We start from the raw sequence: 26,732 nt of genomic DNA, 5'->3' as shown, positions 1-26,732 counted from the left end.
CCAAGTCCCAAGATCGGGCTTCACGTCCGGTTTGCCCCCGCTGACCTCCGGACTCCCGTCCCGTGGACGCGGATCTCACCGGCCGGGCGCCGGAAACATCGCCGCAATGTCAACTGCCTGAAACATTCGGTCGAATCCGGTTAACACGGCCTCCTTAGCGTCAGGGCAAGCCCGAACCGCCGAGGAGGTGCCCGATGCCGCAGGTCGACACCCACTGCCCGTACTGCGCCCTGCAGTGCGGGATGAGCCTCGAAGGCACCCGCGTGACGCCGCGGGACTTCCCGGTCAACGCCGGTGGCCTGTGCCAGAAGGGCTGGACCTCCGGCTCCCTGCTCACCAGCCCGAAGCGGCTGACCACCCCGATGCTCCGCGTGAACGGCGCGCTCGAGCCGGTCAGCTGGGACTTCGCCCTCGACCACGTCGCCCGGAAACTGCGCGAGACGCGGGAAACCCACGGCCCGGACGGCGTCGCGATCTTCGGCGGCGGCGGGCTGACCAACGAAAAGGCCTACCTGCTGGGCAAGTTCGCCCGCGTCGCGCTCGGCACCTCGCAGATCGACTACAACGGCCGGTGGTGCATGTCCTCGGCCGCCGCCGCGGGGATCAAGGCCTTCGGGGCCGACCGCGGGATGCCGTTCCCCGTCACGGATCTGAAGAACGCCGACGTCGTGCTGCTCGCCGGGGCGAACCCGGCCGAGACCATGCCGCCGTTCACCCAGCACCTGCGCGGGAGCGACCTGATCGTCGTCGACCCGCGGCGCACCCCGACCGCCGAGCTGGCGAGCCTGCACCTCGCGCCCGCGCCCGGCACCGATCTCGCGCTGGCACTGGGCATCCTGCACGCCGTCGTCGAAGGCGGGCACCTCGAACAGTCCTATGTGGACGACCGGACCAGCGGGTTCGCCGAGATGTGGCGGATCGCGGCGAGCTGGTGGCCGGAGCGCGCCGAACGCGTCACCGGTGTCTCGGCCGCCGACATGCGCTTCGCCGCGGAAAAGCTCGCCAACGCCCGCAACGCCTACGTCCTCACCGCGCGTGGCACCGAGCAGCACGCCACCGGTACCGCGACCGTCGGCGCCTGGATCAACCTGGCGCTGAGCCTCGGCCTGCCCGGCCGGGAGGGCTCCGGGTACGGCTGCCTCACCGGTCAGGGCAACGGCCAAGGCGGCCGCGAACACGGCCAGAAGGCCGACCAGCTGCCCGGCTACCGCAAGCTCGACGACCCGGCCGCGCGCGCGTACGTCGCCGGCGTCTGGGGTGTCGACCCCGGAAGCCTGCCCGGCCCCGGCCGCTCGGCCACCGAACTGCTCGAAGCGCTCGGCCAGGAGAACGGCCCGAAGGCGCTGATGGTGTTCGGCAGCAACGTCGTCGTCTCCGCGCCGCGCTCGCAGCGCGTACAGGACCGGCTGGCCGCACTGGACTTCCTGGTCGTCGCCGACTTCGTGCTGTCGGAGACCGCGGCGCTCGCCGACGTCGTCCTGCCGGTCACCCAGTGGGCCGAAGAGGACGGGACGCTCACCAACCTCGAAGGCCGGATCCTGCTGCGGCGCAAGGCGTTGACCCCGCCGCCGGGTGTCCGCTCGGACCTCGACGTCCTCAATGGGCTCGCCGAGCGCCTCGGCCAGCCCGGCGGCCGGTTCCCTGCCGACGCCGAAACCGTGTTCGAAGAGCTGCGGATCGCGTCCAAGGGCGGGATCGCCGACTACTCCGGCGTCAGCTACGACCGGCTGCGCGCGGGCGAGGCCCTGCACTGGCCGGTCCCCGGGACCGGCCACCCCGGCACCCCGCGAATGTTCCTCGACGCCTTCGCCCACCCGGACGGCCGCGCGCGGTTCGTGCCGGTCGAGCACACCGGCCCGGCCGAGCTGCCGGACGACGAGTTTCCCTTGCAGGCCACCACCGGCCGCGTCCTGCAGCACTACCAGTCGGGCGCGCAGACCCGGCTCGTGCAAGAGCTCAACGACGTCGTCCCGGAAGCGTTCGTCGAGGTCCACCCGGACACCGCCAAGCGGGCCGGGCTGGAGGAAGGCGACCGGGCGCTGGTCCGGTCGCGGCGCGGCGAGACGATCGCCAAGGTCCGGTTCGCCCAGAGCCTCAAGCCCGACCTCGTCTTCCTGCCGTTCCACTTCCCCGGTGAGCAGCGCGCCAACTTGTTCACCAATCCGGCGCTCGACCCGGTCTCCCGGATGCCGGAGTTCAAGGTGTGTGCCGTTTCCCTGACTACCGTGGATGGTGCCGCATGAGTCCCCGCGAAGTCGTCATCGTCGGCTACGGCATGGCCGGCGCCCGCCTGGCCGACGAGATCCGCCGTCGCGACCCGATCGCCGAGCGGGTCCGGCTGACCGTGCTCGGCGCCGAGAAGCACGCCGCCTACAACCGGGTGCTGCTGTCCGCCGTCGTCGCCGGGGGCATGAGTGCCGAGAGCGTCCGCCTGCATGACGACGAATGGGCCCAGCGGCACAACATCGACCTGCGGCTCGGCGTCGACGTCGAACGCATCGACCGCGAGAAGCGCTGCGTCGAACTCGCCGACGGCTCCACTGTGGACTACGACGCCCTGGTGCTCGCCACCGGCGCGAACCCGTGGATCCCACCGGTCGAAGGCCTGGAAGCCGGGCCGGGTGTGGTCGCCTTCCGCAGCCTCGACGACTGCGCCAAGATCCTCGACGCCGCCCGCTTCGGCGCGCCGGTCGCGGTGCTCGGCGGCGGCCTGCTCGGCCTCGAAGCCGCCCGCGGCCTGGCCGGGCGCGGCAACCAGGTGACCGTCGTGCACCCGCTGGGCCACGTCATGGAACGCCAGCTCGACGCCGGGGCGGGGCACGTGCTGGCCCGCCGGCTCACCGACATGGGCGTGACGTTCAAGTTCGGCGCCACCGCCGCCCGCTACCTGCCCGGTGACGGGCTCAAGCTCGACGACGGCAGCCTCGTCCCGGCCGACCTGGTCGTCGTCGCCGCCGGCGTCCGCGCCGAAACGCGCCTGGCCACCGAAGCCGGCCTCGACGTCGACATGGGGATCCTCGTGGACGACGTGCTGCGCACCAGCGACGGCCGTATCCACGCCCTCGGTGACTGCGCCCGCCACCCGGGCGCTCCCGCCGGCCTGATCCAGCCCGCCTGGGAGCAGGCCGCGGTCCTCGCCGACGTCCTCACCGGGACGAACGCGGCGGCCCGCTACCGCGGCACCACGGCCGTCACCCGGCTCAAGGCCCGCGGCATCGACCTCGCCGCGCTCGGCGAGACCCAGCTCGAAGCATCCGACAACGGCGCCGAGGTGCTCACCTTCAACGACCCGACCGGCGGCCGGTACGGCAAGCTCGTCGTCCGCGAAAACCGCGTCACCGGGGCGATCCTGCTCGGCCTGCCCGACGCGGCCGCGACCATCACCCAGTTCCACGACCGCGGGACGCTGCTGCCGGACGACCGGCTCGCCGTCCTGCTCGGCCGGGCGCTGCCCAGCGGCAGCACCCCGGCGGCCAGCCCCGCCGACCTGCCCGCGGCCGCGGTGATCTGCCGCTGCAACAACGTCACCAAGGGCCGGCTGATCGAAGCCTGGAAGGCCGGGGCCACCGACACCCCCGCACTGGCGCGGGCCACGCGAGCCACCACGGGATGCGGCGGGTGCACCGACACCGTCGGCGGCATCGCGAACTGGCTCGCCGCGCAGTGATCGACCCCCACTGAACGTCACGAACCGCCGCACTAAGGAGCACGCCGTGGCCCACCAAGGAAAACACTGGATCGAACACTGGGAACCCGAGAACGAGGAGTTCTGGGAGTCCACGGGCAAGAAGATCGCCCGCCGCAACCTCTGGTTCTCGGTCTTCGCCGAGCACATCGGCTTCTCGATCTGGACCCTCTGGTCGGTCATCGTGCTGTTCATGGGCAAGGACTACGGCTTCTCCGCCGCCGACAAGTTCCTCCTGGTTTCGACGCCGACGCTGATCGGCGGCCTGATGCGGCTGCCCTACACCTTCGCCGTGGCGAAGTTCGGCGGCCGCAACTGGACGGTCGTGTCCGCCGTGCTGCTGCTGATCCCGGCCGTGCTGGCCGCGATCGTGCTGCACCCCGGCACGTCACTCGGCACCTTCCTGCTCGTTGCCGCCCTCGGCGGGGTGGGCGGCGGCAACTTCGCGTCGTCGATGACCAACATCAACGCCTTCTACCCCGAGAAGCACAAGGGCTGGGCACTCGGCCTCAACGCCGGCGGCGGCAACCTCGGCGTCGCGGCGATCCAGCTGGTCGGCCTGCTGGTGATCGGCACGGCGGGCGCGACCGCGCCGCGGCTGGTGCTCTACGTCTACATCCCGCTGATCGTGATCGCCGCCGTGCTCGCGTACTTCTACATGGACAACCTCGCCAGCATGAAGGGCGACACCAAGGCGATGCGCGAGGTCGTCAAGGAGCCGCACACCTGGGTGATGTCGTTCCTCTACATCGGCACGTTCGGCTCGTTCATCGGCTACAGCTTCGCCTTCGGCCTGGTGCTGCAGAACCAGTTCGGCCGCACCCCGCTGCAGGCGGCCGCGGTGACGTTCCTCGGCCCGCTGCTCGGCTCGCTCTCCCGGCCGGCGGGCGGCTGGCTGTCCGACCGCGTCGGCGGCGGCAAGATCACCTTCGCCACCTTCATCGGGATGGCGGCGGCCACGGTCGTGCTGATCCTGGCCTCGACCTCGAAGTCGCTGGTGTTGTTCACGGTCGCGTTCGTGGTGCTGTTCGTGCTGGCCGGCATCGGCAACGGCTCGACGTACAAGATGATCCCGGCGATCTTCCGCGCCAAGGCCAAGATCGCCATCGCGAACGGCGCCGAGGAAGCGGCCGAGCTGCTCAGGGCCCGGCGGCTGTCCGGCGCGCTGATCGGCCTGGCCGGCGCGATCGGCGCCGAAGGCGGCCTGCTGATCAACCTCGCCTTCCGGCAGTCGTTCGCCGACACGAAGAGCGGCGTGCCCGCCTTCGTCGGATTCCTGATCTTCTACGGGCTCTGCTTCGCCGTCACCTGGGCGGTCTACCTGCGGAAGCCCGCCGAACAGCCCACGAGTGAGCGCGGTCTGGCGCTCGCGGGAGCGGAGGTCTGAGATGCCCACCCTGGTCGTCGCCGGACACGGCATGGTCGCCCATCGGCTCGTGGAGGCGGTGCGCGCGGAAGACCCTTCTGGAACCTGGCACATCGTCGTCCTGTCCGAGGAGCCGCGCCCGGCGTACGACCGGGTGGCGCTGACCTCCTATGTGGACACCTGGGACCCGGCTTCGCTGGCGCTTCCGGGCTCGGACTACGCGGGCGACCCGCACGTCGACCTCCGGCTCGGTGAGCTGGCGGTTTCGGTGGACCGGGACGCTCGCACGGTCACCACGGCCTCCGGCGACGTCGTTTCCTACGACGCACTGGTGCTGGCCACCGGCTCGCGGCCGTTCGTGCCGCCGGTGCCCGGGCACGACCTGGACGGCTGCTTCGTCTACCGGACCATCGAGGACCTCGACGCGATCCGCGCGGCGGCGGTCGAAAAGCCGGGCCGCGGCCGCCGGTCGGCCGTCGTCATCGGCGGTGGCCTGCTCGGTCTGGAGGCCGCGAAGGCGCTGCGGGACATGGGCCTGTCCCCGCACGTCGTCGAGATGGCGCCGCGGCTGATGCCGCTGCAGGTCGACGAGGGCGGCGGCTCGCTCCTGCGGCGGCTGATCACCAACCTGGACGTCACCGTCCACACGGGAACGTCCACCGACGCCATCGAGGCCGACGGCTCCCGGCTGCTGGCCAAGCTGGGCAACGGCACCGAGCTCGACGTCGACCTCGTCGTGTTCTCCGCCGGTGTCCGGCCGCGGGACGACCTCGCCCGGCAGTCCGGCCTGGAGCTGGGCCCGCGCGGCGGTGTCCTCACCGACGCGTCCTGCCGCACCAGCGACCCGGCGATCTACGCGATCGGCGAGTGCGCCGCGGTCGAGGGGCGCGTGTACGGCATCGTGGCGCCCGGGTACGCGATGGCGGAGATCGTCGCCGCCCAGCTCACCGGCGGGGCCGGGACGTTCCCGGAGCCGGACACGTCCACGAAGCTCAAGCTGATGGGCGTCGACGTCGCTTCCTTCGGTGACGCCCACGCCACGACCGAGGGCGCCCTGGAAGTCGCCGTCAACGACGCGGTCGCCGGGACGTACAAGAAGCTCGTGGTCACCGACGACGGCAAGACGCTGCTCGGCGGGGTGCTCGTCGGCGACGCCACCGAGTACAACACGCTGCGCGCGCTGGTCGGCCGTCCGCTGCCGGCCGAGCCGGGCGCGATCCTCGCCCCGGCGGGCGGTGGCGCCGCGGTCGGCGTCGACGCGCTGCCCGACGCGGCGCAGATCTGCTCGTGCAACGCCGTGTCCAAGGGCGCGATCACCCAGGCCATCCACGAGGACGGCTGCGACACCGTCCCCAAGCTGAAGGCGTGCACCCGCGCGGGCACCGCCTGCGGGTCGTGCGTCCCGCTGCTGTCCAAGCTGCTCAGCGCGGCCGGGGTCGAGCAGTCGAAGGCCGTCTGCGAGCACTTCCCGCAGTCGCGCGCGGAGCTGTTCGAGATCGTCCAGGCCACCCGGATCGGCACGTTCAGCGAGCTGATCGCCCGCTACGGCTCGGGCAGCGGCTGCGCGATCTGCAAGCCGGCCGTGGCGTCCATCCTCGCCACCCTCGGCAACGGGCACGTGCTCGGCGGCGAGCAGATGACCCTGCAGGACACCAACGACCGGTACCTGGCGAACCTGCAGCGCAACGGCACCTACTCGGTGGTCCCGCGGATCCCCGGCGGCGAGATCACCCCGGACAAGCTGATCGTGATCGGCGAGGTGGCCCGCGACTTCGGGCTGTACACCAAGATCACCGGCGGCCAGCGGATCGACCTGTTCGGGGCGACGGTGGACCAGCTGCCGCTGATCTGGCGGCGGCTCGTCGACGCCGGGTTCGAGTCCGGGCACGCCTACGGCAAGGCGCTGCGCACGGTGAAGTCGTGCGTCGGGTCGACGTGGTGCCGCTACGGCGTGCAGGACAGCGTCGGGCTGGCGATCGAGCTGGAGCTGCGCTACCGCGGCCTGCGCTCGCCGCACAAGCTCAAGTCGGCGGTGTCCGGCTGTGCCCGGGAGTGCGCCGAGGCGCGGAGCAAGGACTTCGGCATCATCGCCACGGAGAACGGCTGGAACCTCTACGTCGGCGGCAACGGCGGCACCACCCCGCGGCACGCCGAGCTCCTCGTGTCCGATGTGGACACGGAGACGCTGATCCGGACGATCGACCGGTTCCTCATGTTCTACGTGCGCACCGCCGACCGGCTGCAGCGGACCGCGCCGTGGATCGAGGAGATGGAGGGCGGCCTCGACCACCTGCGCGCGGTGATCGTCGACGACTCCCTCGGCATCTGCGAAGACCTCGACGCGGCGATGGCCAAGCACGTCGACAACTACGCCGACGAGTGGAAGGGCGTTCTCGAGGACCCGGAGAAGCTGGCCCGGTTCACCTCGTTCGTCAACGCGCCGGGGACGCCCGACCCGGCGATCTCGTTCCGCGAGGAGCGGCAGCAGAAAGTGCCCGTCATGCTGGGAGTTCCGGGGTTTTCGAACAGCGAGGTGCGGCGATGACGACGTCGATCGAACGGACCTGGACGGCGATCTGCCCGGCCGCTCGGGTCGCCGAGTACTCGGGTGTCGCCGCGCTGCTCGACGGCGGTGTCCAGGTGGCGATCTTCCGGCTGCCCGGCGACCGGTTCCACGCGCTGTCCAACTGGGACCCGTGCAGCGGCGCGGCGGTGCTCTCGCGCGGCATCGTCGGCGACGCGGACGGCGTCCCGGTGGTCGCTTCGCCGGTCTACAAGGAGCGGTTCGTCCTCGAGACCGGCCAGTGCCTGGACGCCGCGGACGTTTCGGTGCCGGTGTACGAGGTGCGCGTGCGGGAAGGCGTCGTCGAAGTGGAGAGCCCGTGAGCGATGTGCTCCCACTGGCCGGTTTCGTGATCGGCATCACCGCGGCGCGCCGGGCTGACGAGCTCGGCGCGCTCCTGGTGCGCAAGGGGGCGAGCGTCCGGTACGGCCCGGCGATCCGGATCGTGCCGCTGACGGACGACACCGAGCTCCACGCGGCGACCACCGCGTTGCTGTCCTCGCCGGTGGACGCGGTCGTCGCGACCACCGGCATCGGCTTCCGCGGCTGGCTCGAAGCGGCCGAAGGCTGGGGGCTGGGGGATACGCTGCTGGACCGGCTGTCTTCGGCGTCGCTGCTGGCCCGCGGGCCGAAGGTGACCGGCGCGCTGCGGGCGGCCGGGCTGTCGGAGTCGTACTCACCGGCGTCGGAGAGCAATGCGGAACTGCTGCAGCACCTGCTGTCGTCCGGGGTCGACGGGCTGCGGATCGCGGTCCAGCTGCACGGGGAGCCGTTGCCGTACTTCGTGGACACGCTGCGCGCGGCCGGCGCCGAGGTGATCGAGATCCCGGTGTACCGCTGGGTCGGCCCGGTCGACCCGGGCCCGGTGGACCGGCTGCTGGACGGCGTCCTGGACGGCTCGATCCACGCGTTGCCGTTCACCAGCGCGCCGGCGGCGGCGTCGCTCATCGCACTGGCCCGGCGCACGGGCCGGCTGCCGGGGCTGGTCACGGCGCTGTCCGGCCCGGTGGTGGCGGCCTGCGTCGGCCCCATCACGGCCGGCCCGTTGGCCGCTTTGGGGGTGCCGACGGTCCAGCCCCACCGCGCGCGGATCGGCGCACTGGCCCGCACGGTGGCGGAGACCCTGGTGGCCCGCTCCCCCCGGCTGCGCGCGGGTGGGCGGTCGATCGAGCTGCGCGGCCAGGCGGCCATCGTGGACGGCGAGTGGTGCGAAGTGGCCCCGGCGCCGATGGCGTTGTTGCGCGCGTTGGCGGCCTCGCCCGGGCGGGTGGTGTCGCGGCGCGAGCTGATCTCGGCGCTGCCGGGGGGCGGCGAGGAGCACGCGGTGGAGACGGCGATCGGGCGGCTGCGGACGTCACTGGGCGGCGGGAAGGTGGTCCAGACGGTGGTGAAGCGGGGATATCGGCTGGCCGTCGACGCCTGACGGCGGTGTCAGGGGCCGTGTCAGTGCGGTGGCCTTCCGGTGTCAGCGGGCCCGGCGAAAGTGGTTCTCACACCGAGAAACCCACTTCGTCAAGGAGAATCCGATGCAGAACTTCGCCACCCCCGCCCCGATCGCCACCGTTCTCGAGATCCCCGCCGGCCGCGTCCGGTTCGCCGCTTCGCACCGCTCGGACACCGTCGTGGAGGTCCTGCCCGCCGACCCGGCGAAGAGCCGCGACGTGAAGGCCGCCTCGGAGGCCTCCGTGACCTTCGGCGACGGGGTCCTGCGGATTTCGCTCGAGGCTCGCAACCAGTACTTCGGCCCGTCCGGAGCCGTCGACGTGACGGTTTCGCTGCCTGAGGGCTCGTCGGTCGAGGCCAAGGCGGCGAGCGTTTCGCTGCGGGGCGTCGGACGCCTCGGTGACGTCACCGTGTCGGGCGCCCACGGCGAGGTGGTCTTCGACGAGGCCGCGAGCCTGCGCTTGACAGCCCACGCGGGTGACGTCTCGGTCGGCAGGCTGACGGGCCCGGCCCAGATCACCACGGGCAAGGGCGACATCCGCATCGCCGAGGCGTCGAGCGGCAACCTGGTGTTGAGCACCCAGGCGGGCGACATCACGGTCGGCGCGGCGGCCGGCGTCTCGGCGTCGCTGGACGCGGGCACGACGTACGGCCGGATCCGCAACGCGCTGAAGAACGAGGGAACGGCGGGGTTGACCATCCAGGCGACCACGTCCTACGGCGACATCGACGCCCACAGCCTGTGAAGGCGGGAAGTGCCCCGATGTGGTGTTCGCGTCCGCGGCAACCACATTGGGGCACTTGGGATCGACCGAAACTGTCGGTGCCTGCCGGTAAAGTGGAAAACGGGGGGCGCCCCCGCGGGCCGGGGTGTGGCACACCTTTCGGCGAGCGGAATTGTCGGTGCCCGCTGGTAGCGTGGAATTCGGGGGGCGCCCCCGCGGGCGTGGTCGGACGCGTTGCGTCTGCTCTGGCCGTTATGGTTGGCCGGTCCTGCGGCTGCGTTGGTGGGTGTGGTCGGCCGACCTTGCGGCAGCGCCGGCGGGCGTGGCCGGGCAGCCCTGCGGCTGCGCTGCCGGGCGCGCCCAGGGCGACGTCAGCCGGCCCACGTGATCGCGTGCTTCTCGAAGCCCCGTGCCGCCGCCAGGCGGGCCGCCTCGGCCTCGGCCTCCTCGCGGGCCGCCGGGCGCAGCGGGTCGAAGGGCGTCAGCGTCACCGTCAGCTTCGCGCCGCTGCTCTTCGCGCGCCACGTTCCCGCGATGTCGCCGTCGGCCAGCAGGACCCCCGGGTTGCCCAGCATCTTCCAGACTTCCTTGCGCCGCAACGGGTCCGGCACCAGCAGGGCCTTGTCGCGTGCCTGGATGAACGGGTCCAGCGGGGGCAGCAGGCGCACCACGTCCGGCTCCGGCGGGTTCTCCAAAGCCGGGAGCCGGTCCGCCGGCAGGTGACGGGTCTTGCCCTCGACGTCCACCGCCACCAGGTCCGCGGGCCACGTCCGGTCGACCACCGCCCGGGCCGTGCCCGCGAACTCCGCCGCGTCGCCCGGGGAGGCCGGGCCGTTGAGCCGCAGGTACCGCTCGATCACCGCCGTCGCCGCCGCCGGATCCGGGGTCTTCCGCAGCCGGCCGCGGCCCTCCAGCGGGGCCAGCGTCGCCGGGGAGACGCCGGCCACCAGGCGGACGCCGCCGAGCGGGGCCGCGATGCGCATCAGCTGCTCCTGGATGTGCGTCGCGTTGCACCCCCGGCACCACCGCGAGAACGACGGCGGCAGCGCCTTCGTGACCGCCGTCGAGACCGCGCCCTTCGTCATCGGTTTCGTCACGACCTTCCGCAGCGCCGCGGCCGCGGTGAACACCACCTCGGTCGCGGCCAGCCCGGTCGCCGCCATTTCCTTGCGCTGCCACAACATCCGGGCCAGCGCGTCGGCGTCGTCCAGCGGCACCAGCGCCCGGATCGCCTCCGGCAGGTCCGGACGCAGGTGGTAGTGCGGCGCGCCCCGCAGCGTCCAGGCCAGGACGAGCCGATCGTCCTCCAGGGAAACCGGGCCGTCGAGCCGGGCCACGAGCGCGAGCAACGCCGTGTCGCGCATGCTGTCCTGCAGCCCGGCCCGGACGACGGCGAGGTCGGCGACGTCCCGCGCCGAGCGGTGCAGGCCGTGCTCGGCGATGCGGTAGGCGAGTACCTGACGGCGGTCCACGTGCGGCTCCTAGAACGTGTACTCGAAGGTGTAGCCCACCTTGTCTTCGCCCAGCGCACCGCCGGCGGTGCCGCGGCCCGTGAGCCCGGCCAGCTCTCCGGTGCCCGAGCCGGGGACGACGGTGAACGTCGAGGCGATGCCCTTGGCGTCGAACGTGTACTCGTGGCGCACGATGAACGTCCCTTCGCGACCGTCGACCTTGCCTTCGAAGCGTTCGAAGCACGGCGACGTCGTCTCGCCGCTGTCGTACCCTTCGCCCGCGTAGTACAGCAGAAGGTCGCAGATCGACTCACCCTCGATGACGCCTTCGTACGCGAAGGTGGCGTGCGCGTAGGCCACCCGCGGGCCGCTGCCCTCGGTGCCGCTGACGATCTTCTCTTCCCAGTTCTTCGTGGTGAATGCGTTCATGGGAACCACCCTGCCGGGCATACCTGTCAGCTTGTGTCAGGTATTTCTGTCAAACTGGAGGCCATGCGCGCCGCCCGCCTCCTGTCCGTCCTCCTGCTGCTGCAGAACCGCGGCCGGATGACGGCCGAGGAGCTGGCCGAAGAGCTCGAGGTTTCGGTGCGGACGGTCTACCGCGACATCGACGCGCTCTCGGCGTCCGGCGTCCCGGTGTACGCCGATCGCGGCCGCACCGGCGGCTACCGGCTGGTCGACGGCTACCGCACCCGGCTCACCGGGATGACCGAGGAAGAGGCGCAGTCGCTGTCGCTGGCCGGCCTGCCGGTGGCGGCCGCCGAGCTCGGGCTCGGCACGGTGCTGGCGGCGGCGCAGCTCAAGCTGTACGCGGCGCTGCCGGCCGAGCTGCGCGATCGGGCCGGCCGCGTCGCCGAGCGTTTCTACCTGGACGTTCCCGGCTGGCACCGGGGCATCGAAAGCCTGCCGACGCTCTCGGCGGTCGCCGACGCCGTGTGGTCGTCGCGCCGGATCCGGATCCGCTACGAACGCTGGGGGCAGCGGGTCGTCGAGCGGGAGCTGGAACCGCTGGGCCTGATCCTCAAGGCCGGCAACTGGTACCTCGCCGGGCGCTGCGACGGCACCGACCGGACGTACCGGATTTCGCGGGTGCTGGAGCTCACCGACCTCGGCGAGGTGTTCGAGCGGCCGGCCGGCTTCGACCTCGCGCGGTACTGGCAGGAGTGGTCCGAGCAGTTCGAACGCCGGATGTACCCGCGCGTCGCGGTGGTGCGCCTTTCGCCACGGGCGCAGGCTCTCGTACCGTTCTACGCAGGTTCCGTCGGCGCCCGCGCCCTGCGCGACTGCCGCAACGAGCCCGACGCGGACGGCTGGCTCACCGTGGAGCTGCCGGTGGAGCCGGGCGAACCGGCCATCGGCGAGCTGCTCCGCTTCGGGCCGCACCTGGAGGTCCTGGCACCGGCGGACCTCCGGGCGGAGCTGGCCGAAGCGATCGAGAAGATGGGCACGTTCTATGGGTGAGCTGAGCGGCATCGCCATCGGGGTCACGGCCGAACGGCGAGCCGGCGAATTCATCGGGGCGCTCGAGCGCTACGGCGCCGAGGTCCGGCACGCGCCGACGATCACCATCGTGCCCCTGGACAGCGATCCCGAGCTGCGTGCGGGCACCGAAGCCGTGCTGGCGGCCCCGATCGGGTTCACGGTCGTCACGACGGGCGCGGGCTTCCGCGGCTGGCTCGGCGCGGCCGAAGGCTGGAACCTGCGTGACCGGCTCGTGGCGGCGCTGGGGGAGTCCCGGATCTACGCCCGCGGCCCCAAGGCGGTCGGCGCGGTCCGCGGGGCCGGTCTGCGTGAGTCCTTTTCGGCTGCCTCGGAGTCGAACGCCGAGCTGTTCGGGGCGCTGGCCGCGGCCGGGATCGACGGCGAGCGGGTGGCCGTCCAGCTGCACGGAACGAGGCTGCCGGAGCTCACGGACCCGCTGGTGCGGGCCGGCGCTTCCCTGGTGGAGCTGCAGCCGTACCGCTGGCATTCGCCGCCGGACGTGACGCCGGTCCACGACCTGATCGACGCGGCCGTGGCGGGCGAGCTGCACGCACTCGCCTTCACGAGCGCCCCGGCGGCGGCGAACTTCCTGGCGCTGGCCCGCACGTCCGGCCACTACGACGAGCTGCTGGCGGCCCTGCGCGGCCCGCTGGCGGTGGCCTGCGTCGGCCCGGTGACGGCCGCCCCGCTGGAGGCGGCGGGCATCGAGACGCTGCAGCCGGATCGCCAGCGCCTGGGCGCGCTGGTGAAGCTGCTGGTCACACGGCTCGGGACGGCCTAGTCGCCGGCCCGCGCCTCGCCCGCCTCCGCGGCCCGGACCGCCTCGCGGGCGGCCGCTTCCTCGCTCATCCCCTGCCGCCAGTAGCCCGTGAAGCAGATCAGCCGCTTGTCCACCTCGCGCTCGCGCACCAGGTGGCGCCGCGCCGACTTCACCACGCCCGCCTCGCCGGACACCCACGCGTACGGCGTCCCGCCCGGGAACGCCGCCCCACGCAGCGCCTCCAGCAACGCCTCGCCCGGCGGCCGCGCACCGCGCACGATCCAGTGGATCTCCACCGCGCCGCGCGTTTCGAACGCCTGCCGGTCCGCGCGGTCCGCCAGCTCGACGTACACCGAAGCCCGCGCGCCCGGCGGGAGTTGCTCGATGATCGCGCCGATCGCCGGCAGCGCCGTCTCGTCGCCCACCAGCAGCTGCCAGTCGCAGCCGGCGGGCAGTGCGTACAGCCCGTACGGCCCGGTGAACACCACCCGATCGCCCGGTGCCACCCGCGACGCCCACGCCGAGGCCGGCCCGTCGTCACCGTGGAGGACGAACTCCACGTCGAGCTCCGCGGCCTCCGGGCGGTGGGCCCGGACCGTGTACGTGCGCATCGGCGGGCGGACGGCGTCCGGCATCGCCAGGTACGTCCGGTACCAGGACATGACGTCGGAGCCGGTCTCCGGCAGCACCGGCGCTTCCTGTCCGCGCAGCGGGAAGAACACCTTGACGTACTGGTCGGGCGCCCCGGCCGGGACGTCGCGGAAGCTTTCCGCGGCGAACGTCACGCGCACCAGGTGCGGCGTGACCGGCCGGACGGCGGTGACCCGCGCCCGGTGGTACGTCAGGGCAGGGCGGTCCAGCTGGGTCGTCATTAGGGCAGGCTAACCTAATGGCAGCGGTTCAGAACAGTCCTTCCGGCCCGTTGTCCTCCTCTCCGTCCGGCTTCCACCGGTACTTCCGCAGGTCGACGCGCTGGCCGTCGGCCAGGACGCCCTCCGCGCGCAGTCGCTCGAGCTGGTCGTGCGCCAGGTGCGGCGCCGGGGTGCCGTTCGCGCGCAGGATCCGGTGCCACGGCAGGTCGTGCCCGTCCTCGGCCAGGATGGCGCCGACCAGCCGCGGCGACGGCGCCCCCGAGAGGGCCGCGATGTCGCCGTACGTCGCCACCATGCCGGCCGGCACCGACTCGATGATCTCCCGCACGCGCTCGTGCAGAACGTCGTCCATGGTTCCTACTGTGCCGGACACCACCGACATTTTTGAGGCCGTCCGCCGCACCGTCGGGCGCCTTCGCCGAACGGACCCCCGCTAAGCCGTGCCGGTGCGCCACCCGGGGGACCCGGCGTGGTTCCATCGCGGGGTGAACGGAAGGCGAACGGCGCAGGCGGACGCGCGGCTGGTGCGCACGCCGATCACCGCCACACCCTCGTTCACCTGGGACGAAGGCGCCCGGCGCGTGCTCTCCGCACCCAGCGGATTCCGCCGCGTGCTCGGCGGCCCCGGCACCGGCAAGACGGCGCTGCTGGCCTCGGCCGCCACCCGCCGCATCGCCGAGGGCGCCGACCCGGAGAGCGTGCTCGTGCTCACCACGTCCCGCCGGTCCGCCGACGCGCTGCGCGCCGACATCACGCGCCGCCTCACCGCCGACCCCGACCTGGCGCGGCCGCTGCCCCGGACGGTCCGCGAGCCGCTCGTCCGCACGGTGCACTCCTACGCCTACTCGCTGCTGCGGCTGGAGGCGATGGCCGAAGAGCTCCCGCCGCCTCGCCTGCTCGCCGGCGCCGAGCAGGACGTCGTGGTCCGCGAACTCCTGGCCGGCGACCTCGACGAAGGGGCCGAATACTGGCCCGAACAGCTGCGGCCCGCCCTGGTGGTCCCCGGCTTCGCCGAAGAGCTGCGCGACCTGCTGATGCGCGCGGCCGAGCGCGGTCTCGGCCCCGAGGACCTCGCCGAGCTGGGCCGCCGCCGCGGGCGCGAGGAGTGGATCGCCGCCGGGCAGTTCTGGGCGCAGTACGAAGAAGTCACGCAGCTGCAGGGCGCGGGCGGCAACGCACTCGGCGTGGCGAGCGCGCCCGCGCTGGACGCCGCCGAGCTGGTCACCTCCGCGCTGCTCGCCCTGGAGGACGACGACGAGCTGCGGATGCGCGAGCGCACCCGGGTGCGGCACCTGTTCGTCGACGACGCCCACCACCTCGACCCGCTGCAGACCAGCCTGGTCCGGGTGATCGGGCACACCGCGGCCGAGTTCGTCGTGGCCGGCGACCCCGACCAGAACGTGTTCTCCTTCCGCGGCGCCGACGCGAGCCTGTTCGCCGACGCCGACCCGGACGGCAGCCGGACCGTCACGCTCACCACGGCGCACCGGCTCGCCCCGGCCGTCCGGCTCGCGGTGGCGAAGATCGGCGCGACGCTGCCGGGCGCGTCGCCACACCGGAAGATCCTGCCCCCCAAGGGGGCCACCGGCGGGAACGTCCGCGTCCGGGTGATGCCGACCCCGGCCGCCGAAGCGAGCTGGATCGCCGACCAGCTCCGCCGCGCGCACCTCGTCGACGGCGTGCCGTGGTCGGAGATCGCGGTGCTCGTCCGGTCGCCCGCGCGGACTTTCCTGGTACTGCAGCGAGCTTTGCGCGCGGCCGGCGTCCCGATCGGCTCGGCGACCGAGGAGCTGCCGCTGGCCAAGCAGCCCGCCGTGCGGCCGCTGCTGGCTGTGCTGAAGCTCGCGCCGTCGCCCGAACTCCTCGACGTCGACCTCGCGGAAATGCTGCTTTCGTCGGCGCTCGGCGGCGCGGATCCCCTGGCGCTGCGACGGTTGCGGCGCGGCCTGCGCCGGCTGGAGCTGGCCGGCGGCGGGCAGCGGTCGAGCGACGAGCTGCTCGTGGAAGCGTTGCGCGGCGGCGACATCCTGGCCGGGCTCGCCGACGCCGAAGCCGAGCCGGTGCGGCGCGTCGGCGGGCTGCTGCGCGTGACGCACCAGGCGGTGGCGCGCGGCGAGGGCGTCGAGCAGGTGCTGTGGCAGCTGTGGCGGGAAAGCGGGCTGCAGGACAAGCTGCTGAAGCAGGTCGAGCGCGGCGGGTCGCTGGGAGCACAGGCGGATCGCGACCTCGACGCCGTCGTGGCGCTGTTCGACGCCGCGGGCCGGTACGTCGACCGCCTGCCACGGGCGAGTGTCGCTTCCTTCGCGGATTACCTTGGTGCGCAGCGGATCGCGGGCGACACCCTGGCACCCGCCGCCGTCCCCTCCGACGGCGTCTCACTGCTGACCGCGCACGCCGCCGCCGGTCGCGAATGGACGGTCGTCGCCGTCGCCGGTGTGCAGGAGGGCGCGTGGCCGGACCTGCGGCTGCGGGGGTCCGTGCTCGGCGTGGAGCGGCTCAAGGACCTGATGGCCGGGGTCGACGACGACGCCGTCTCCCAGACCGCGCCGATCCTCGCCGAGGAGCGGCGCCTGTTCTACCTCGCGATGAGCCGGGCGAAGCAGACGTTGCTGGTCACGGCGGTGTCGGGGGAGGACGAGCAGCCGTCCCGCTTCCTCGACGACCTGGAGGAGAACGGCGCCGACGACGGCGGGCTCGACTCGCGGATGAAGCCGCCGGGCCGGTCGCTGGTGCTCGCCGAGCTGGTGGGGGAGCTGCGCGAGGTCGTGTGCGACGACAAGGCCGAGCCCGCGCGGCGGCGCCGGGCGGCGAAGCAGCTGGCCCGGCTGGCCGACGCTCGCGTGCCCGGCGCGCACCCTTCGACGTGGTACGGCCTGCTGCCGGCGTCGAGCGACGAGCCGGTGCACCCGCCGGGCGACCTGATCCGGATCTCACCGTCCACAGTGGAAATCCTGGCGAAGTGCCCGCTGCGCTGGATGATCGAGCGCCACGGCGGCAGCGACCCGGCCCAGCTGGCGGCGGTGACCGGGACGCTGGTGCACGGGCTCGCCCAGGCGGTCGCGTCCGGCAGCACCGACGCCGAGCTGCAGGCGGCGTTGGACGAAGCTTGGGTGCGCGTCGACGCGGGGGCGCCGTGGTTCTCCCGGCGCGAGCGGCGGCGGGTCGAGCAGATGCTGCGGAACTTCACGACGTGGCTGGAGCGCAGCCGGGCGGAGCTGAAGGAAGCCGGGGTCGAGCAGGACATCGAGGTCGAGCTGCCGGCCGGGGGTGCGGACGAGGTCCGGGTGCTGCTGCGCGGGCGGGTCGACCGGGTGGAGCTCGATTCCGAGGGACGGCCGGTGATCGTCGACATCAAGACGGGCAAGGTCCCGGTGTCGGGAGCGGAGGCCGAGGCGCACCCGCAGTTAGCGGCGTACCAGCTGGCGGTGCTGCTGGGGGCGATCGAAGGCCGCACCGAGGCCGGCGGCGCGCGGCTGGTGTACGTGGCGAAGGCGAACAACAAGACGGGGGCGACGGAACGGTCGCAGCCGCCACTCGACGAGGTGGGCGGCAAGCAGTGGCTGGAGCTGGTCCAGAAGGCGGCGGCCTCGGCGGCGGGACCGGACTACCAGGCCCAGGAGAACCCGGACTGCGACCGCTGCCCGGCGCGGGGGTGCTGCCCGCTCCGGCCCGAGGGACGGCAGGTGCCAGGGCCGTGAACTATCTGGTGAGTTCGCTCGGGTGGCAGCGGAGTCGGTCCGGGTGCGGCCGATGAACTATCTGGTGAGTTCACGCCCGGCAATGGACTACCCGGTGAGTTCGTTGACCGGGCGAGGCCGGGCAGGCGCGAACCTTGTGAACTATCTGGTGAGTTCAGCGGCAGTGGCCGGGCCCGGCGGCGGCGAGGGGCGCCCGTGAGCCCGCTCCTCGTCGCCAACCCCGTCGAGCCCGCCGAACTCGCCGATGCGCTCGGGCTGCACCGGCCCACCCCCGAACAGGCGACCGTCATCGCCGCGCCCGTCGAACCTTCGCTCGTCGTCGCCGGGGCCGGGGCCGGGAAGACCGAAACCATGGCCGCGCGGGTCGTCTGGCTCGTCGCCAACGGGATCGTCAGCCCCGACCGCGTCCTCGGCCTCACCTTCACCCGCAAAGCCGCGCGCCAGCTCGGCGAACGCGTCCGCGCCCGGCTCCGCCGCCTCGCCGGGTCCGGCCTGCTCGACCGCCTGGACCCGACCGGCGGCCTGCGCTCCACCGTCGTCGCCGGCGAGCCCACCGTCCTGACCTACCACGCCTACGCCGGGCGCCTGCTGTCCGAACACGGTCTCCGCCTCCCGGTCCAGCCCGGCGTCCGGCTCCTCTCCGAAACCTCGTCGTGGCAGATCGCCCACCGGGTAGTGTCCACTTGGGACAAAGAGCTCGACACCGACCGCGTCCCCCCGACCGTCACCGCCGACCTGCTCGCCTTGGCCGGTGAGCTGGGCGAGCACCTCGTCTCGACCGAGCAGCTCGCCGAGTACACCACCTGGCTGTGCAAAGTCATCGAAAACGCCCCGCGCGCCAAGGGACAGCGGGTCGCGCTGCCGCAGAAGCTCACCGAAATCATGGCGGCGCAACACTTCCGGCTCGCGCTGTTGCCGCTCGTCGACGACTATCACCGCCGCAAGCGCAACGAAGGCGCGCTCGACTTCGCCGACCAGATGTCCCTCGCGGCCCAGCTGGCCGGCGGTTATCCATCCGTCGTGCGCGGCGAGCGTGAGCGCTACGGCGCCGTCCTGCTCGACGAATACCAGGACACCGGACACGCCCAGCGCGTCCTGCTGCGCGCGCTGTTCGGCGGCGTCGAGAACCCGCCGATGCCGGTCACCGCCGTCGGCGACCCCGCGCAGGCCATCTACGGCTGGCGCGGCGCCAGCGCGGCCAACCTGCCCCGGTTCACCACGGACTTCCCGCGCTTCGACGGCGAACGGCTCGTCCCCGCGCACGAATTCGGGCTGCTCACCAGTTTCCGCAACCCGCCGGAGATCCTGGAGCTCGCGAACGCGATCGCCGAACCGCTGCGCGCCCGCGGTCTCGGCGTCGAACGGCTGCGGGCGCGCGAAGGCGCCGGGCCCGCGGACATCGCGTGCGCGCTGCTGCCGGACATCCGCGCCGAGCGCGCGTGGGTCGCCGACGCACTGGCCCGGCGCTGGTACGCCCACCAGGAGCAGGCCGGGAAGCCGCCGACCGCCGCGGTGCTGGTGCGGCGCCGCGCCGACATGGCCCCGATCGCCGCCGAGCTGCGGGCGCGCGGGCTGCCCGTCGAGGTGGTCGGGCTCGGGGGCCTGCTGGACGAGCCCGAGGTCGCGGACCTCGTGTCGACGCTGAAGGTGCTCGCCGACCCGCTGTCCGGGAGTGCGGCGGCCCGGCTGCTGACCGGCGCCCGCTGGCGGCTCTCGGCCGCCGACGTCGCGGCGCTGTGGCGGCGGGCCGGCGAGCTGTCCAGCCCCGAAAAGCCCGACACGCCGGAGCTGGTCGTCGAGCGGGTCGAGCAGGCCGGGCTGATCGACGCGATCGACGAACCCGGCGACCCGGAGCGGTATTCCGCGGAGGGCTTCAAGCGGATCCGGCGGATCGGCTGGGAGCTGGCGGCGCTGCGGCGGCGGCTGGACCAGTCGCTGCCGGAGCTGGTCGCCGACGTCGAACGCACGATGCTCCTGGACGTCGAATCCCTGGCCCGGCCGGGCTCGGCGGGCCGGGCGCACCTGGACGCGTTCGCCGAAGTCGTCACCGACTACGCCGAGACGGCGCCGACGGCCACCCTGCTGTCCTTTGTGGACTACCTGAACACCGCCGCGCACGCCGAGGACGGGCTCACCCCGGGCGAGGTGGAGGTCGTCCCGGACCGCGTGCAGGTGCTGACCGTGCACTCGGCGAAGGGCCTCGAGTGGGAAGTCGTCGCCGTGCCGCACCTGGTGCGCGAGGTGTTCCCCGGACGGCGGCGGTCGTCGTCGTGGCTGCGGACCGCGACGTCGCTGCCGGCGAAGTTGCGCGGTGACGCCGAGGACCTGCCCACGCTGGACATCGCCGAAGGGTGCGACCGGAAGGAAGTCCAAGAAGGACTGGAGCTGCACGAAGCCGGGTTCGTCGAGCGGGAGCAGGCGGAGGAACGGCGGCTCTGCTACGTCGCGCTCACGCGGTCCGAGCACGCGCTGATCGTCTCCGGGCACTGGTGGAACGAAAGCAGCAGCCGGGCGAAGGGGCCGTCGGAGTTCCTCACCGAAATCGCCGACGTCGTGCGCGAGACCGGCGCCGGGCAGCTCGCCGAGTGGGCGCCGGAACCGGTCGAGGACGACGAGAACCCGCTGGTGTCGGACTCGCGGGCGGCGCGCTGGCCGGTCGACCCGCTGGGCGACCGGCGCACCGGCGTGCAGACCGGCGTGGAACTGGTGTCCGAGGCGCTGGCTGCGCCGGCTGCCGACGAGGAAGAGGAAGCCGACGATCCCGACGGCTGGGTGACCGACACCGACGTCCTGCTGGAGGAGTGGGCGCGCAAGGACGACCACGTGCACCGGGTGCCGTTGCCGTCGCGGCTTTCGGTGAGCCAGCTGGTCGCCCTGGCCGACGACGCCGCCCGGCTGGCCGCCGACCTGCGCCGGCCGCTCCCGGTGGAGCCCAACAGCTTCGCCCGCCGCGGCACGGAGTTCCACGGCTGGCTCGAACGCCGGTTCGCCGGCGACCAGCTCATCGAGATCGACGACCTCCCGGGCGCGGCCGACTTCGGCGAGGCCCCCGACACGGACTTCGAGGAACTCCAGACGGAGTTCGAGAAGAGCGAGTGGGCCGCGCGGGTTCCGGTGGCGGTGGAGGTGACGTTCTCGGCGGACGTCGAAGGCATCACCCTGCGCGGCCGCATGGACGCGGTCTTCGCCGACCCCGACGGCGGCTGGACGGTGGTCGACTGGAAGACGGGAGCGGTCCCGCCGGAGTCCCGGATCCCGGCCCTGTCGGTCCAGCTGGCGGCCTACCGGATGGCCTGGGCGGCGCTGAAGAACGTCCCGGTGGAGCAGGTCCGCGCGGCGTTCCACTACGTCCGCGCGAACCGCACGATCCGCCCGGCGGACCTCCTGACCCCAGATGCCCTTCGCGGCTTGCTCCGCGACCTCCCCGAGGCGTGACCCGCGAGGCATCACGTGTGATTGGAAGGGCATCTCGCGTGATCAGGCGGGCATCGCGGTGATGCCCGCTCAGACACGCGTGATGCCCCTCCAGACACGCGAGATGCCGATTTGCGCTCAGGCGTTGTCGCGGACTTTCAGAGCCCAGGCGATCAGGGGCCACTGCAGCGGCAGCCGCGCCCAGGCCATCGCGCGCTGGGGGGCCGGTGCTCGACGAGCGTCGACTGCCATCTTGACGTTGCCTGGGAAGACGCCCAGGAAGAGGAGGGCGGCCGCCAGGGCGCCGAGGCGGCGGGTGCGGGGCGCCGCAACGGCGGCCGCGACTGCCAGCTCGGCCACGCCCGAGCCGTACGTCCAGGCGCGCCGGGAACCCGGCAGCGAAGCCGGGATCAGGCCGTCGAACGGCTTGGGGACGGCGAAGTGCAGCACGCCCATCGTGCCCAGCACGCCGGCGAGGAAGTGCGCGGGCCGTTGCGAGGTTGCCATGAACTCATCGTTTCACGCGGCGGCGCGGTGTCCGGTTCGGTTATCCTCCGGGCGTGAGTGACGCTCGACACGAGCCAGCATGAAGGCCCTCAAACGGTTGCCGCTGGGCAGTCTCACCGATCGGCCTGACCACGAGCTCGTCGGCGTCCTGCGGATGCCGGAACTGGCGGTCAGCCCGCTCCGCTCGATCGTCAAGCGGATCATCGGTGCCCTGCTCGCGCTGCTCGCCACGGTGGTCATCGTCTACGTCGACCGCGACGGCTACCGCGACGCGAACGGCGACGGCCTGTCCCTGCTGGACAGCCTGTACTACGCCACCGTCTCGCTGTCGACGACCGGCTACGGCGACATCGCGCCCGCCACGTCGTCCGCGCGGCTGGTGAACGTCCTGGTGATCACCCCGCTGCGGGTGCTCTTCCTCATCGTCCTGGTCGGGACCACCCTCGAAGTGCTCACCGAGCGCTCCCGCCAGGCGTTCAAGATCCAGAAGTGGAGGACGAAGGTGCGCGACCACACGGTCGTCGTCGGGTTCGGCACCAAGGGCCGCTCCGCCGTCAACGCGCTGCTCGGCGACGAGAACATCGCCCCGGGGCAGATCGTCGTCGTCGACACCGACCAGCAGGCCCTCGACGCGGCGAGCGCGCTCGGCCTGGTCGCCGTGCACGGCTCGGCCACCCGGTCGGACGTCCTGCGCGTCGCCGCGGTGCAGCACGCGCGCGCGGTCGTGGTCGCCCCGAACCGCGACGACACGGCGGTGCTCGTCACGCTCACCGCCCGCGAGCTGGCGCCCAAGGCGCACATCGTCGCGTCGGTGCGGGAGGCGGAGAACGTCCACCTGCTCAAGCAGTCCGGCGCCAACCAGGTCGTCGTCTCCAGCGAGACGGCCGGGCGGCTGCTCGGCATGGCGACGTCGACGCCGCTGGTCGTGGACATCATGGAGGACCTGCTGACCCCCGAATCGGGCCTGGCGATCGCCGAGCGGGCGGTCGAACCGTCCGAAGAGGGCGGATCGCCGCGGCACCTGTCCGACCTCGTCCTCGGCCTGGTGCGCGACGGCGTGCTCTACCGCGTCGACGCCCCGCAGGCCGACGCCATCGAGCCGGGCGACAAGCTGCTGTACGTCAAGAAGGTGACGCAGGCGGAGAAGATCGAGCGCTGACCAGGGCACCTGGGTTTCTCCCGCGGGATCTGGAACCATGACCAGGTGCCCCCGCGACCCCTCGCCCTCACGTGGCCCACGGTGGCGATCCCCGCCGCGGCGGGCGTGCTCGTCGTGCTGCTCGCCTGGCTGGCCGGGCCCGGGCTGCTGGGTATCGGCAGCGAAGTCCTGGGCGCGCCCGTGCAGGCGGAGGTCACCAAGCCGGCTCCGTGCGACAAGCCGGACGCCAAGGAGACCGTGAAGTTCACCGTCGCCGGGAAGGCCCACGAAGGCACCCTCGACGGCTGCGGGCACGGCCAGGGCGAACGCGTCGAGGTCGCCGTCCCGGACGTGCTGCCGGACCAGGGCCCGGCCGTCGTCCACGCCGCCGACACGTCGATGGGGGCGTCCGACGCCCGCCGCCCGCTCGGCCTGGCGCTGCTGGTGTTCGCGTGCTTCTCCGGCGGGATGTTCGTCTACCTCTGGCTGAGCATCCCGCTGCGACGCGGAACAGCCGGCCCCAAAACCGCTAGCTGACCTCGGACGACGGCGCCGCGAAGGTGTTGCAGTCGGCGATCCGGTTGCTCGTCGCGCCCGCCCGCCACCAGGACGCGTAGTGCGCGTTCGTCCCGTGGTCGTGGCTGCGGGAGGTGTTGTCGCCGCGGGTCTCCTGGTCGTTCCAGGCCTTGTTGTACATGTCGCGGCTGATCGTGCCGCCCTGGTCGACGTGGGCGCCGAGGAACATCCCCGAGAAGCACTGGGCCTGCAGCTCCTTGCGCCGCGACATCTCCAGCCCGGCCGGGCTGTTCTGGCCCGCCTCGTAGATCTTCTGCCAGGCCGCGTCCATCAGGCCGGCGACCTCCTGCACGTGGTGGCCGTACTCGTGGGCGAAAAGAGCCAGGTAGACGCCGGGGTTGTTGCCGTACTGGTCGGTCTGCAGGCCGCGGAACGGGACGTACAGGTTGTTTTCGCAGTAGTACGCGGCCGTCGCGATGCCGACCTGGATGGTGCCGCACTCGGTTTCGAAGCTCGCGCCGGTCGGGAAGTGCAGCGACGGCGGGGTGAACGGCAGGTGGTAGGCCTCGAGGAACGGGCCCCACGCGGCGTCGAGGCACTTGCTGGCGGCGGTGAAGAACGCTTCCGCGCCCGCTTGCGTGCTCTGCCAGGCCGGCAGCGTGCAGACGCGGTTCTGCAGGCCGGCGTTCGGGTCCTGCAGGATCGGGTGGTCGGCCAGCTTGAGGACCTTCTGCGGGCCGGTCGCGCTGGGCGCCGACGGCTCGGTCGCCGGGTTCGACGCCGAGGCCGGGGCACCCGCGCCGCCGGGCGGCAGCTGCTGCGGGGGGACGTCCTGCGACGACGGGACGTCACGCAGGTTCGGGTTGGCCAGCGGGGTGTCGTCGCGGTTGAGGGCGACGATCGCGACCAGTCCGAGCACCAGCACGGCCACCGCGCCGAGGCAGACGCCGACCACCGCCGCCGGCGAACGGCGCTTCGGTGCGGACACGGTGTGCGGACGGCCCAGCCACGGGAGATCCGGTTGCGCATCCGGCACCGGCGGCGGCTGGACGGTTCCGCGGGGCGGTACCTGGCCGGGGGGCGGTTGCGTCACTAGGCAGTCCCGAAGGGTCTCGGTACGGACCGGGGGTACCCGATCCCGCCATTCAGCATATCGGGGGAATGGGTCGTCTCGCACCCGTCCGTGCGCACCGCGTCACGACGCACCGACGTCACCCCAGGTCTGGCCGGGTGCAAGTGGCTCTGGAAGAGTGTTGCCGACCAGGTACTGCAGGCGAGGGGCTTCGATGACAGACACCGGTGGCGCGCCCGGCGGCGAGGGCGCCGACACGCCGACTCCGAGCCAGGGCGTGCCCCAGGCTCCCGCCCCCGGATCGGGTGAGCCCAAGCGGCCCGAAGATCACGCCGCGTCACCGGCGACGCCGCCGCGGGGCTGGCAGGCGCCGGACGCGCAGCCCGTTCCGCCGACCCCGCCGCCGGGCTGGCAGCACGGGCCGTCCTACCGGCCGGACGCGCTGCCGCCGTTCACCGGCCAGCCGCCGCAGCCGCAGTACCAGCCGCGCTGGAACCCGAACGGCCTGGGCCGGCCCGGCGTGATCGCGCTGCGGCCGCTCAACATCGGCGACATCCTCGACGGCGCCATCACCGCGATCCGGCGGCACGCGCTGCTGGTGCTCGGCATCGGCGTGGTGGTGTCGGTGGTCACCGCCGCGATCACGTTCGTCATGCAGAAGTACCTGTATGCGAACCTGGCGGGCCTCGCCACCACGGCTCAGTTCGGCCCCGCCGCGACCGACGAGGAGGTCCGCAACGCCGTCTTGGGCACGTTCGGCGACACCTTCCTCGTGCTGATCTCCTCGTCGCTGCTCTCGACGTTCCTGCTGACCGTCACCGCGGGCCTGATGGCCGCGGTGATGAGCCGTGCCGCGCTGGGCCGCGAGGTCACCTTCGGCATCGCCTGGCGCGAGGTGCAGCCGCGGCTGCTGCCGCTGCTGGGCGTGGCGTTCGTCTACGCGCTCCTCAGCACCATCGGCGTCATGCTCTGCATCGTCCCCGGGGTGCTCGCCTGGGTGTTCTGGGCGCTGGCCGCCCCGGCGCTGGTGCTCGAGCGCGGGACGTTCAAGGACGCGTTCTCCCGGTCGGTCAAGCTGGTCAGTGGTGCCTTCTGGCGGGTGCTCGGCGTGCTGCTGCTGGCCCGGATCATCGAGTCGTTCTTCGAGAGCATCATCCAGCTGCCGTTCACCCTCGGCAGCGGCATGTTCAGCCAGATGTTCAACCCGGCCAAGGTGACCGTGCCGAACACCGGCGACCTGCTGCTGGCGTCGGCCGGGCAGATCATCGCCGGCACCATCTCGATCCCGTTCGTCGCGCTGGTCACCGTGATCGTCTACCTCGACCAGCGGATGCGCCGCGAAGGCATGGACATCGAGCTGGCCCGCGCCGCCGGGGTGCAGCCGCCCCAGGCATGGTGACGTTCCGGCTGAGTGACGTCCCGGTCGACATCGACCGGGACGCGGCCCGCCGTGCCGCCGAGCAGGAGTTGTCGGACCCGAAGTACCGGGACGCGCGGCCGGGCTTCCTGCAGCAGATCGGCCAGTGGCTGGGCGAGCAGCTGGAGAAGCTGCTGAACAGCCTGTCCTCGGGTTTTCCCGGCGGGATCTTCGGGGTGGTGCTGCTCGTCGCGCTGCTGATCGTCCTCGTCGTGGTGATCCGGCTGCGCACGGGTAAAGTCGCCCGCTCGGCGCGGGCCGGCCGCGTCGTCTTCGGCGGGCAGCGCAAGAGCGCGGCCGACTACCGCCGCGCGGCCGCGGAAGCCGCCGCCGCGGGCCGGTTCGACGACGCCGTCCGCGACCGGTTCCGCGCCGTCGTGCGCGGCCTGGAGGAACGCGCGCTGCTCGACACCCGCTCCGGCCGGACCGCGGACGAGGCCGCCGCCGAAGCCGGGGTGCTGCTGCCGAACGTCGCGGACGAGCTGCGGCGGGGCGCCCGGCTCTTCGACGACGTCCACTACGGCGGTCGCGAAGGCACCGAAGCGGCGTACCAGGCTCTGTCCGAACTGGACGAACGCTGCCGCCGGGAGCGGCCGGTCGCCATGGCGGCCCCGTGAGCACCA

Annotated in this window: 21 protein-coding genes; 15 read left to right on the top strand and 6 right to left on the bottom strand. The window is 72.7% G+C overall.

Translation table 11 applies throughout. The annotated features are described in order from the left end of the window. Window positions 1-194: 194 nt before the first annotated feature. The 7 genes from ACWED2_RS02925 (at window position 195) to ACWED2_RS02895 (ending at window position 9,803) form a co-directional block, all read left to right on the top strand. A complete protein-coding gene (locus ACWED2_RS02925) occupies window positions 195-2,243 on the top strand; it encodes a molybdopterin oxidoreductase family protein (RefSeq protein ID WP_449688741.1) in 2,049 nt (682 codons plus the stop codon). Beyond that, window positions 2,240-3,667 carry an FAD-dependent oxidoreductase gene (locus ACWED2_RS02920; protein WP_449688740.1) on the top strand — a complete coding sequence of 476 codons (1,428 nt, stop codon included), beginning with the start codon at window positions 2,240-2,242 and terminating at the stop codon, window positions 3,665-3,667. Before ACWED2_RS02925 ends, ACWED2_RS02920 begins: the two co-directional genes overlap by 4 nt. Before the next feature lie 46 nt (window positions 3,668-3,713). Next, window positions 3,714-5,072 (top strand): nitrate/nitrite transporter, encoded by a 1,359-nt coding sequence (locus tag ACWED2_RS02915; RefSeq protein WP_449688739.1) that lies wholly within the window; start codon window positions 3,714-3,716, stop codon window positions 5,070-5,072. Between the two features lies 1 nt (window position 5,073). Continuing rightward, window positions 5,074-7,596, top strand: coding sequence for a nitrite reductase large subunit NirB (nirB, locus tag ACWED2_RS02910; RefSeq protein ID WP_449688738.1), 2,523 nt, complete (start codon window positions 5,074-5,076; stop codon window positions 7,594-7,596). Beyond that, a complete protein-coding gene (gene nirD / locus ACWED2_RS02905) occupies window positions 7,593-7,937 on the top strand; it encodes a nitrite reductase small subunit NirD (protein WP_449688737.1) in 345 nt (114 codons plus the stop codon). The genes nirB and nirD overlap by 4 nt, the downstream gene beginning before the upstream one ends. Beyond that, entirely contained in the window at window positions 7,934-9,037 is a 1,104-nt protein-coding gene (locus ACWED2_RS02900) for a uroporphyrinogen-III synthase (protein WP_449688736.1), read from the top strand. The genes nirD and ACWED2_RS02900 overlap by 4 nt, the downstream gene beginning before the upstream one ends. 103 nt (window positions 9,038-9,140) lie before the next feature. After that, window positions 9,141-9,803 (top strand): DUF4097 family beta strand repeat-containing protein, encoded by a 663-nt coding sequence (locus tag ACWED2_RS02895; RefSeq protein ID WP_449688735.1) that lies wholly within the window; start codon window positions 9,141-9,143, stop codon window positions 9,801-9,803. 350 nt (window positions 9,804-10,153) lie between these two features. On the opposite strand, the gene ACWED2_RS02890 is transcribed toward ACWED2_RS02895, so the two are convergent. Further along, window positions 10,154-11,254 carry a DNA glycosylase AlkZ-like family protein gene (locus ACWED2_RS02890; RefSeq protein WP_449688734.1) on the bottom strand — a complete coding sequence of 367 codons (1,101 nt, stop codon included), beginning with the start codon at window positions 11,252-11,254 and terminating at the stop codon, window positions 10,154-10,156. Window positions 11,255-11,263: 9 nt separating this feature from the next. Continuing rightward, a complete protein-coding gene (locus ACWED2_RS02885) occupies window positions 11,264-11,662 on the bottom strand; it encodes a DUF3224 domain-containing protein (RefSeq protein WP_449688733.1) in 399 nt (132 codons plus the stop codon). Between the two features lie 63 nt (window positions 11,663-11,725). Here ACWED2_RS02885 and ACWED2_RS02880 point away from each other — a divergent pair, with 63 nt between their 5' ends. Beyond that, window positions 11,726-12,694: a helix-turn-helix transcriptional regulator gene (locus tag ACWED2_RS02880; protein ID WP_449688732.1), complete on the top strand. Its 969-nt coding sequence runs from the start codon at window positions 11,726-11,728 to the stop codon at window positions 12,692-12,694. Further along, on the top strand, window positions 12,687-13,496 hold the full coding sequence (locus ACWED2_RS02875) for a uroporphyrinogen-III synthase (protein WP_449688731.1): 810 nt from the start codon (window positions 12,687-12,689) through the stop codon (window positions 13,494-13,496). The genes ACWED2_RS02880 and ACWED2_RS02875 overlap by 8 nt, the downstream gene beginning before the upstream one ends. Here the strand turns inward: ACWED2_RS02875 and ACWED2_RS02870 are convergent. Together ACWED2_RS02870 and ACWED2_RS02865 are read right to left on the bottom strand one after the other, a co-directional pair. Beyond that, a complete protein-coding gene (locus ACWED2_RS02870) occupies window positions 13,493-14,347 on the bottom strand; it encodes a siderophore-interacting protein (RefSeq protein ID WP_449688730.1) in 855 nt (284 codons plus the stop codon). The genes ACWED2_RS02875 and ACWED2_RS02870 overlap by 4 nt on opposite strands. Window positions 14,348-14,375: 28 nt before the next feature. Next, window positions 14,376-14,699, bottom strand: coding sequence for an MGMT family protein (locus ACWED2_RS02865; RefSeq protein WP_449688729.1), 324 nt, complete (start codon window positions 14,697-14,699; stop codon window positions 14,376-14,378). Between the two features lie 172 nt (window positions 14,700-14,871). Here ACWED2_RS02865 and ACWED2_RS02860 point away from each other — a divergent pair, with 172 nt between their 5' ends. Continuing rightward, window positions 14,872-18,045 carry an ATP-dependent helicase gene (locus ACWED2_RS02860; protein ID WP_449688995.1) on the top strand — a complete coding sequence of 1,058 codons (3,174 nt, stop codon included), beginning with the start codon at window positions 14,872-14,874 and terminating at the stop codon, window positions 18,043-18,045. 195 nt (window positions 18,046-18,240) lie between these two features. After that, entirely contained in the window at window positions 18,241-21,480 is a 3,240-nt protein-coding gene (locus ACWED2_RS02855) for an ATP-dependent helicase (protein WP_449688728.1), read from the top strand. A gap of 117 nt (window positions 21,481-21,597) precedes the next feature. Here ACWED2_RS02855 and ACWED2_RS02850 read toward each other — a convergent pair whose 3' ends face one another. Then, window positions 21,598-21,966 carry a DoxX family protein gene (locus tag ACWED2_RS02850; protein ID WP_449688727.1) on the bottom strand — a complete coding sequence of 123 codons (369 nt, stop codon included), beginning with the start codon at window positions 21,964-21,966 and terminating at the stop codon, window positions 21,598-21,600. A 79-nt stretch (window positions 21,967-22,045) separates the two neighbouring features. Between ACWED2_RS02850 and ACWED2_RS02845 the strand changes: the two genes are divergently transcribed. Together ACWED2_RS02845 and ACWED2_RS02840 are read left to right on the top strand one after the other, a co-directional pair. After that, window positions 22,046-23,125: a potassium channel family protein gene (locus ACWED2_RS02845; protein WP_449688726.1), complete on the top strand. Its 1,080-nt coding sequence runs from the start codon at window positions 22,046-22,048 to the stop codon at window positions 23,123-23,125. Between the two features lie 81 nt (window positions 23,126-23,206). Next, the gene (locus tag ACWED2_RS02840) at window positions 23,207-23,641 is read left to right on the top strand and encodes a hypothetical protein (protein ID WP_449688994.1); all 435 of its coding nucleotides are present in this window, start codon (window positions 23,207-23,209) and stop codon (window positions 23,639-23,641) included. Here the strand turns inward: ACWED2_RS02840 and ACWED2_RS02835 are convergent. Next, window positions 23,634-24,656: a neutral zinc metallopeptidase gene (locus tag ACWED2_RS02835; RefSeq protein WP_449688725.1), complete on the bottom strand. Its 1,023-nt coding sequence runs from the start codon at window positions 24,654-24,656 to the stop codon at window positions 23,634-23,636. The two genes, ACWED2_RS02840 and ACWED2_RS02835, sit on opposite strands and share 8 nt — an antisense overlap. A 250-nt stretch (window positions 24,657-24,906) precedes the next feature. Here ACWED2_RS02835 and ACWED2_RS02830 point away from each other — a divergent pair, with 250 nt between their 5' ends. Together ACWED2_RS02830 and ACWED2_RS02825 are read left to right on the top strand one after the other, a co-directional pair. Beyond that, window positions 24,907-26,091, top strand: a complete 1,185-nt coding sequence (locus tag ACWED2_RS02830; protein WP_449688724.1) for a hypothetical protein — start codon at window positions 24,907-24,909, stop codon at window positions 26,089-26,091. Next, a complete protein-coding gene (locus ACWED2_RS02825; RefSeq protein ID WP_449688723.1) occupies window positions 26,085-26,726 on the top strand; it encodes a DUF4129 domain-containing protein in 642 nt (213 codons plus the stop codon). Before ACWED2_RS02830 ends, ACWED2_RS02825 begins: the two co-directional genes overlap by 7 nt. Window positions 26,727-26,732: the final 6 nt, after the last annotated feature.

This window comes from Amycolatopsis sp. NPDC005003 (genome assembly GCF_053600695.1).
This window is presented reverse-complemented; position numbering and strand designations above follow the sequence as displayed.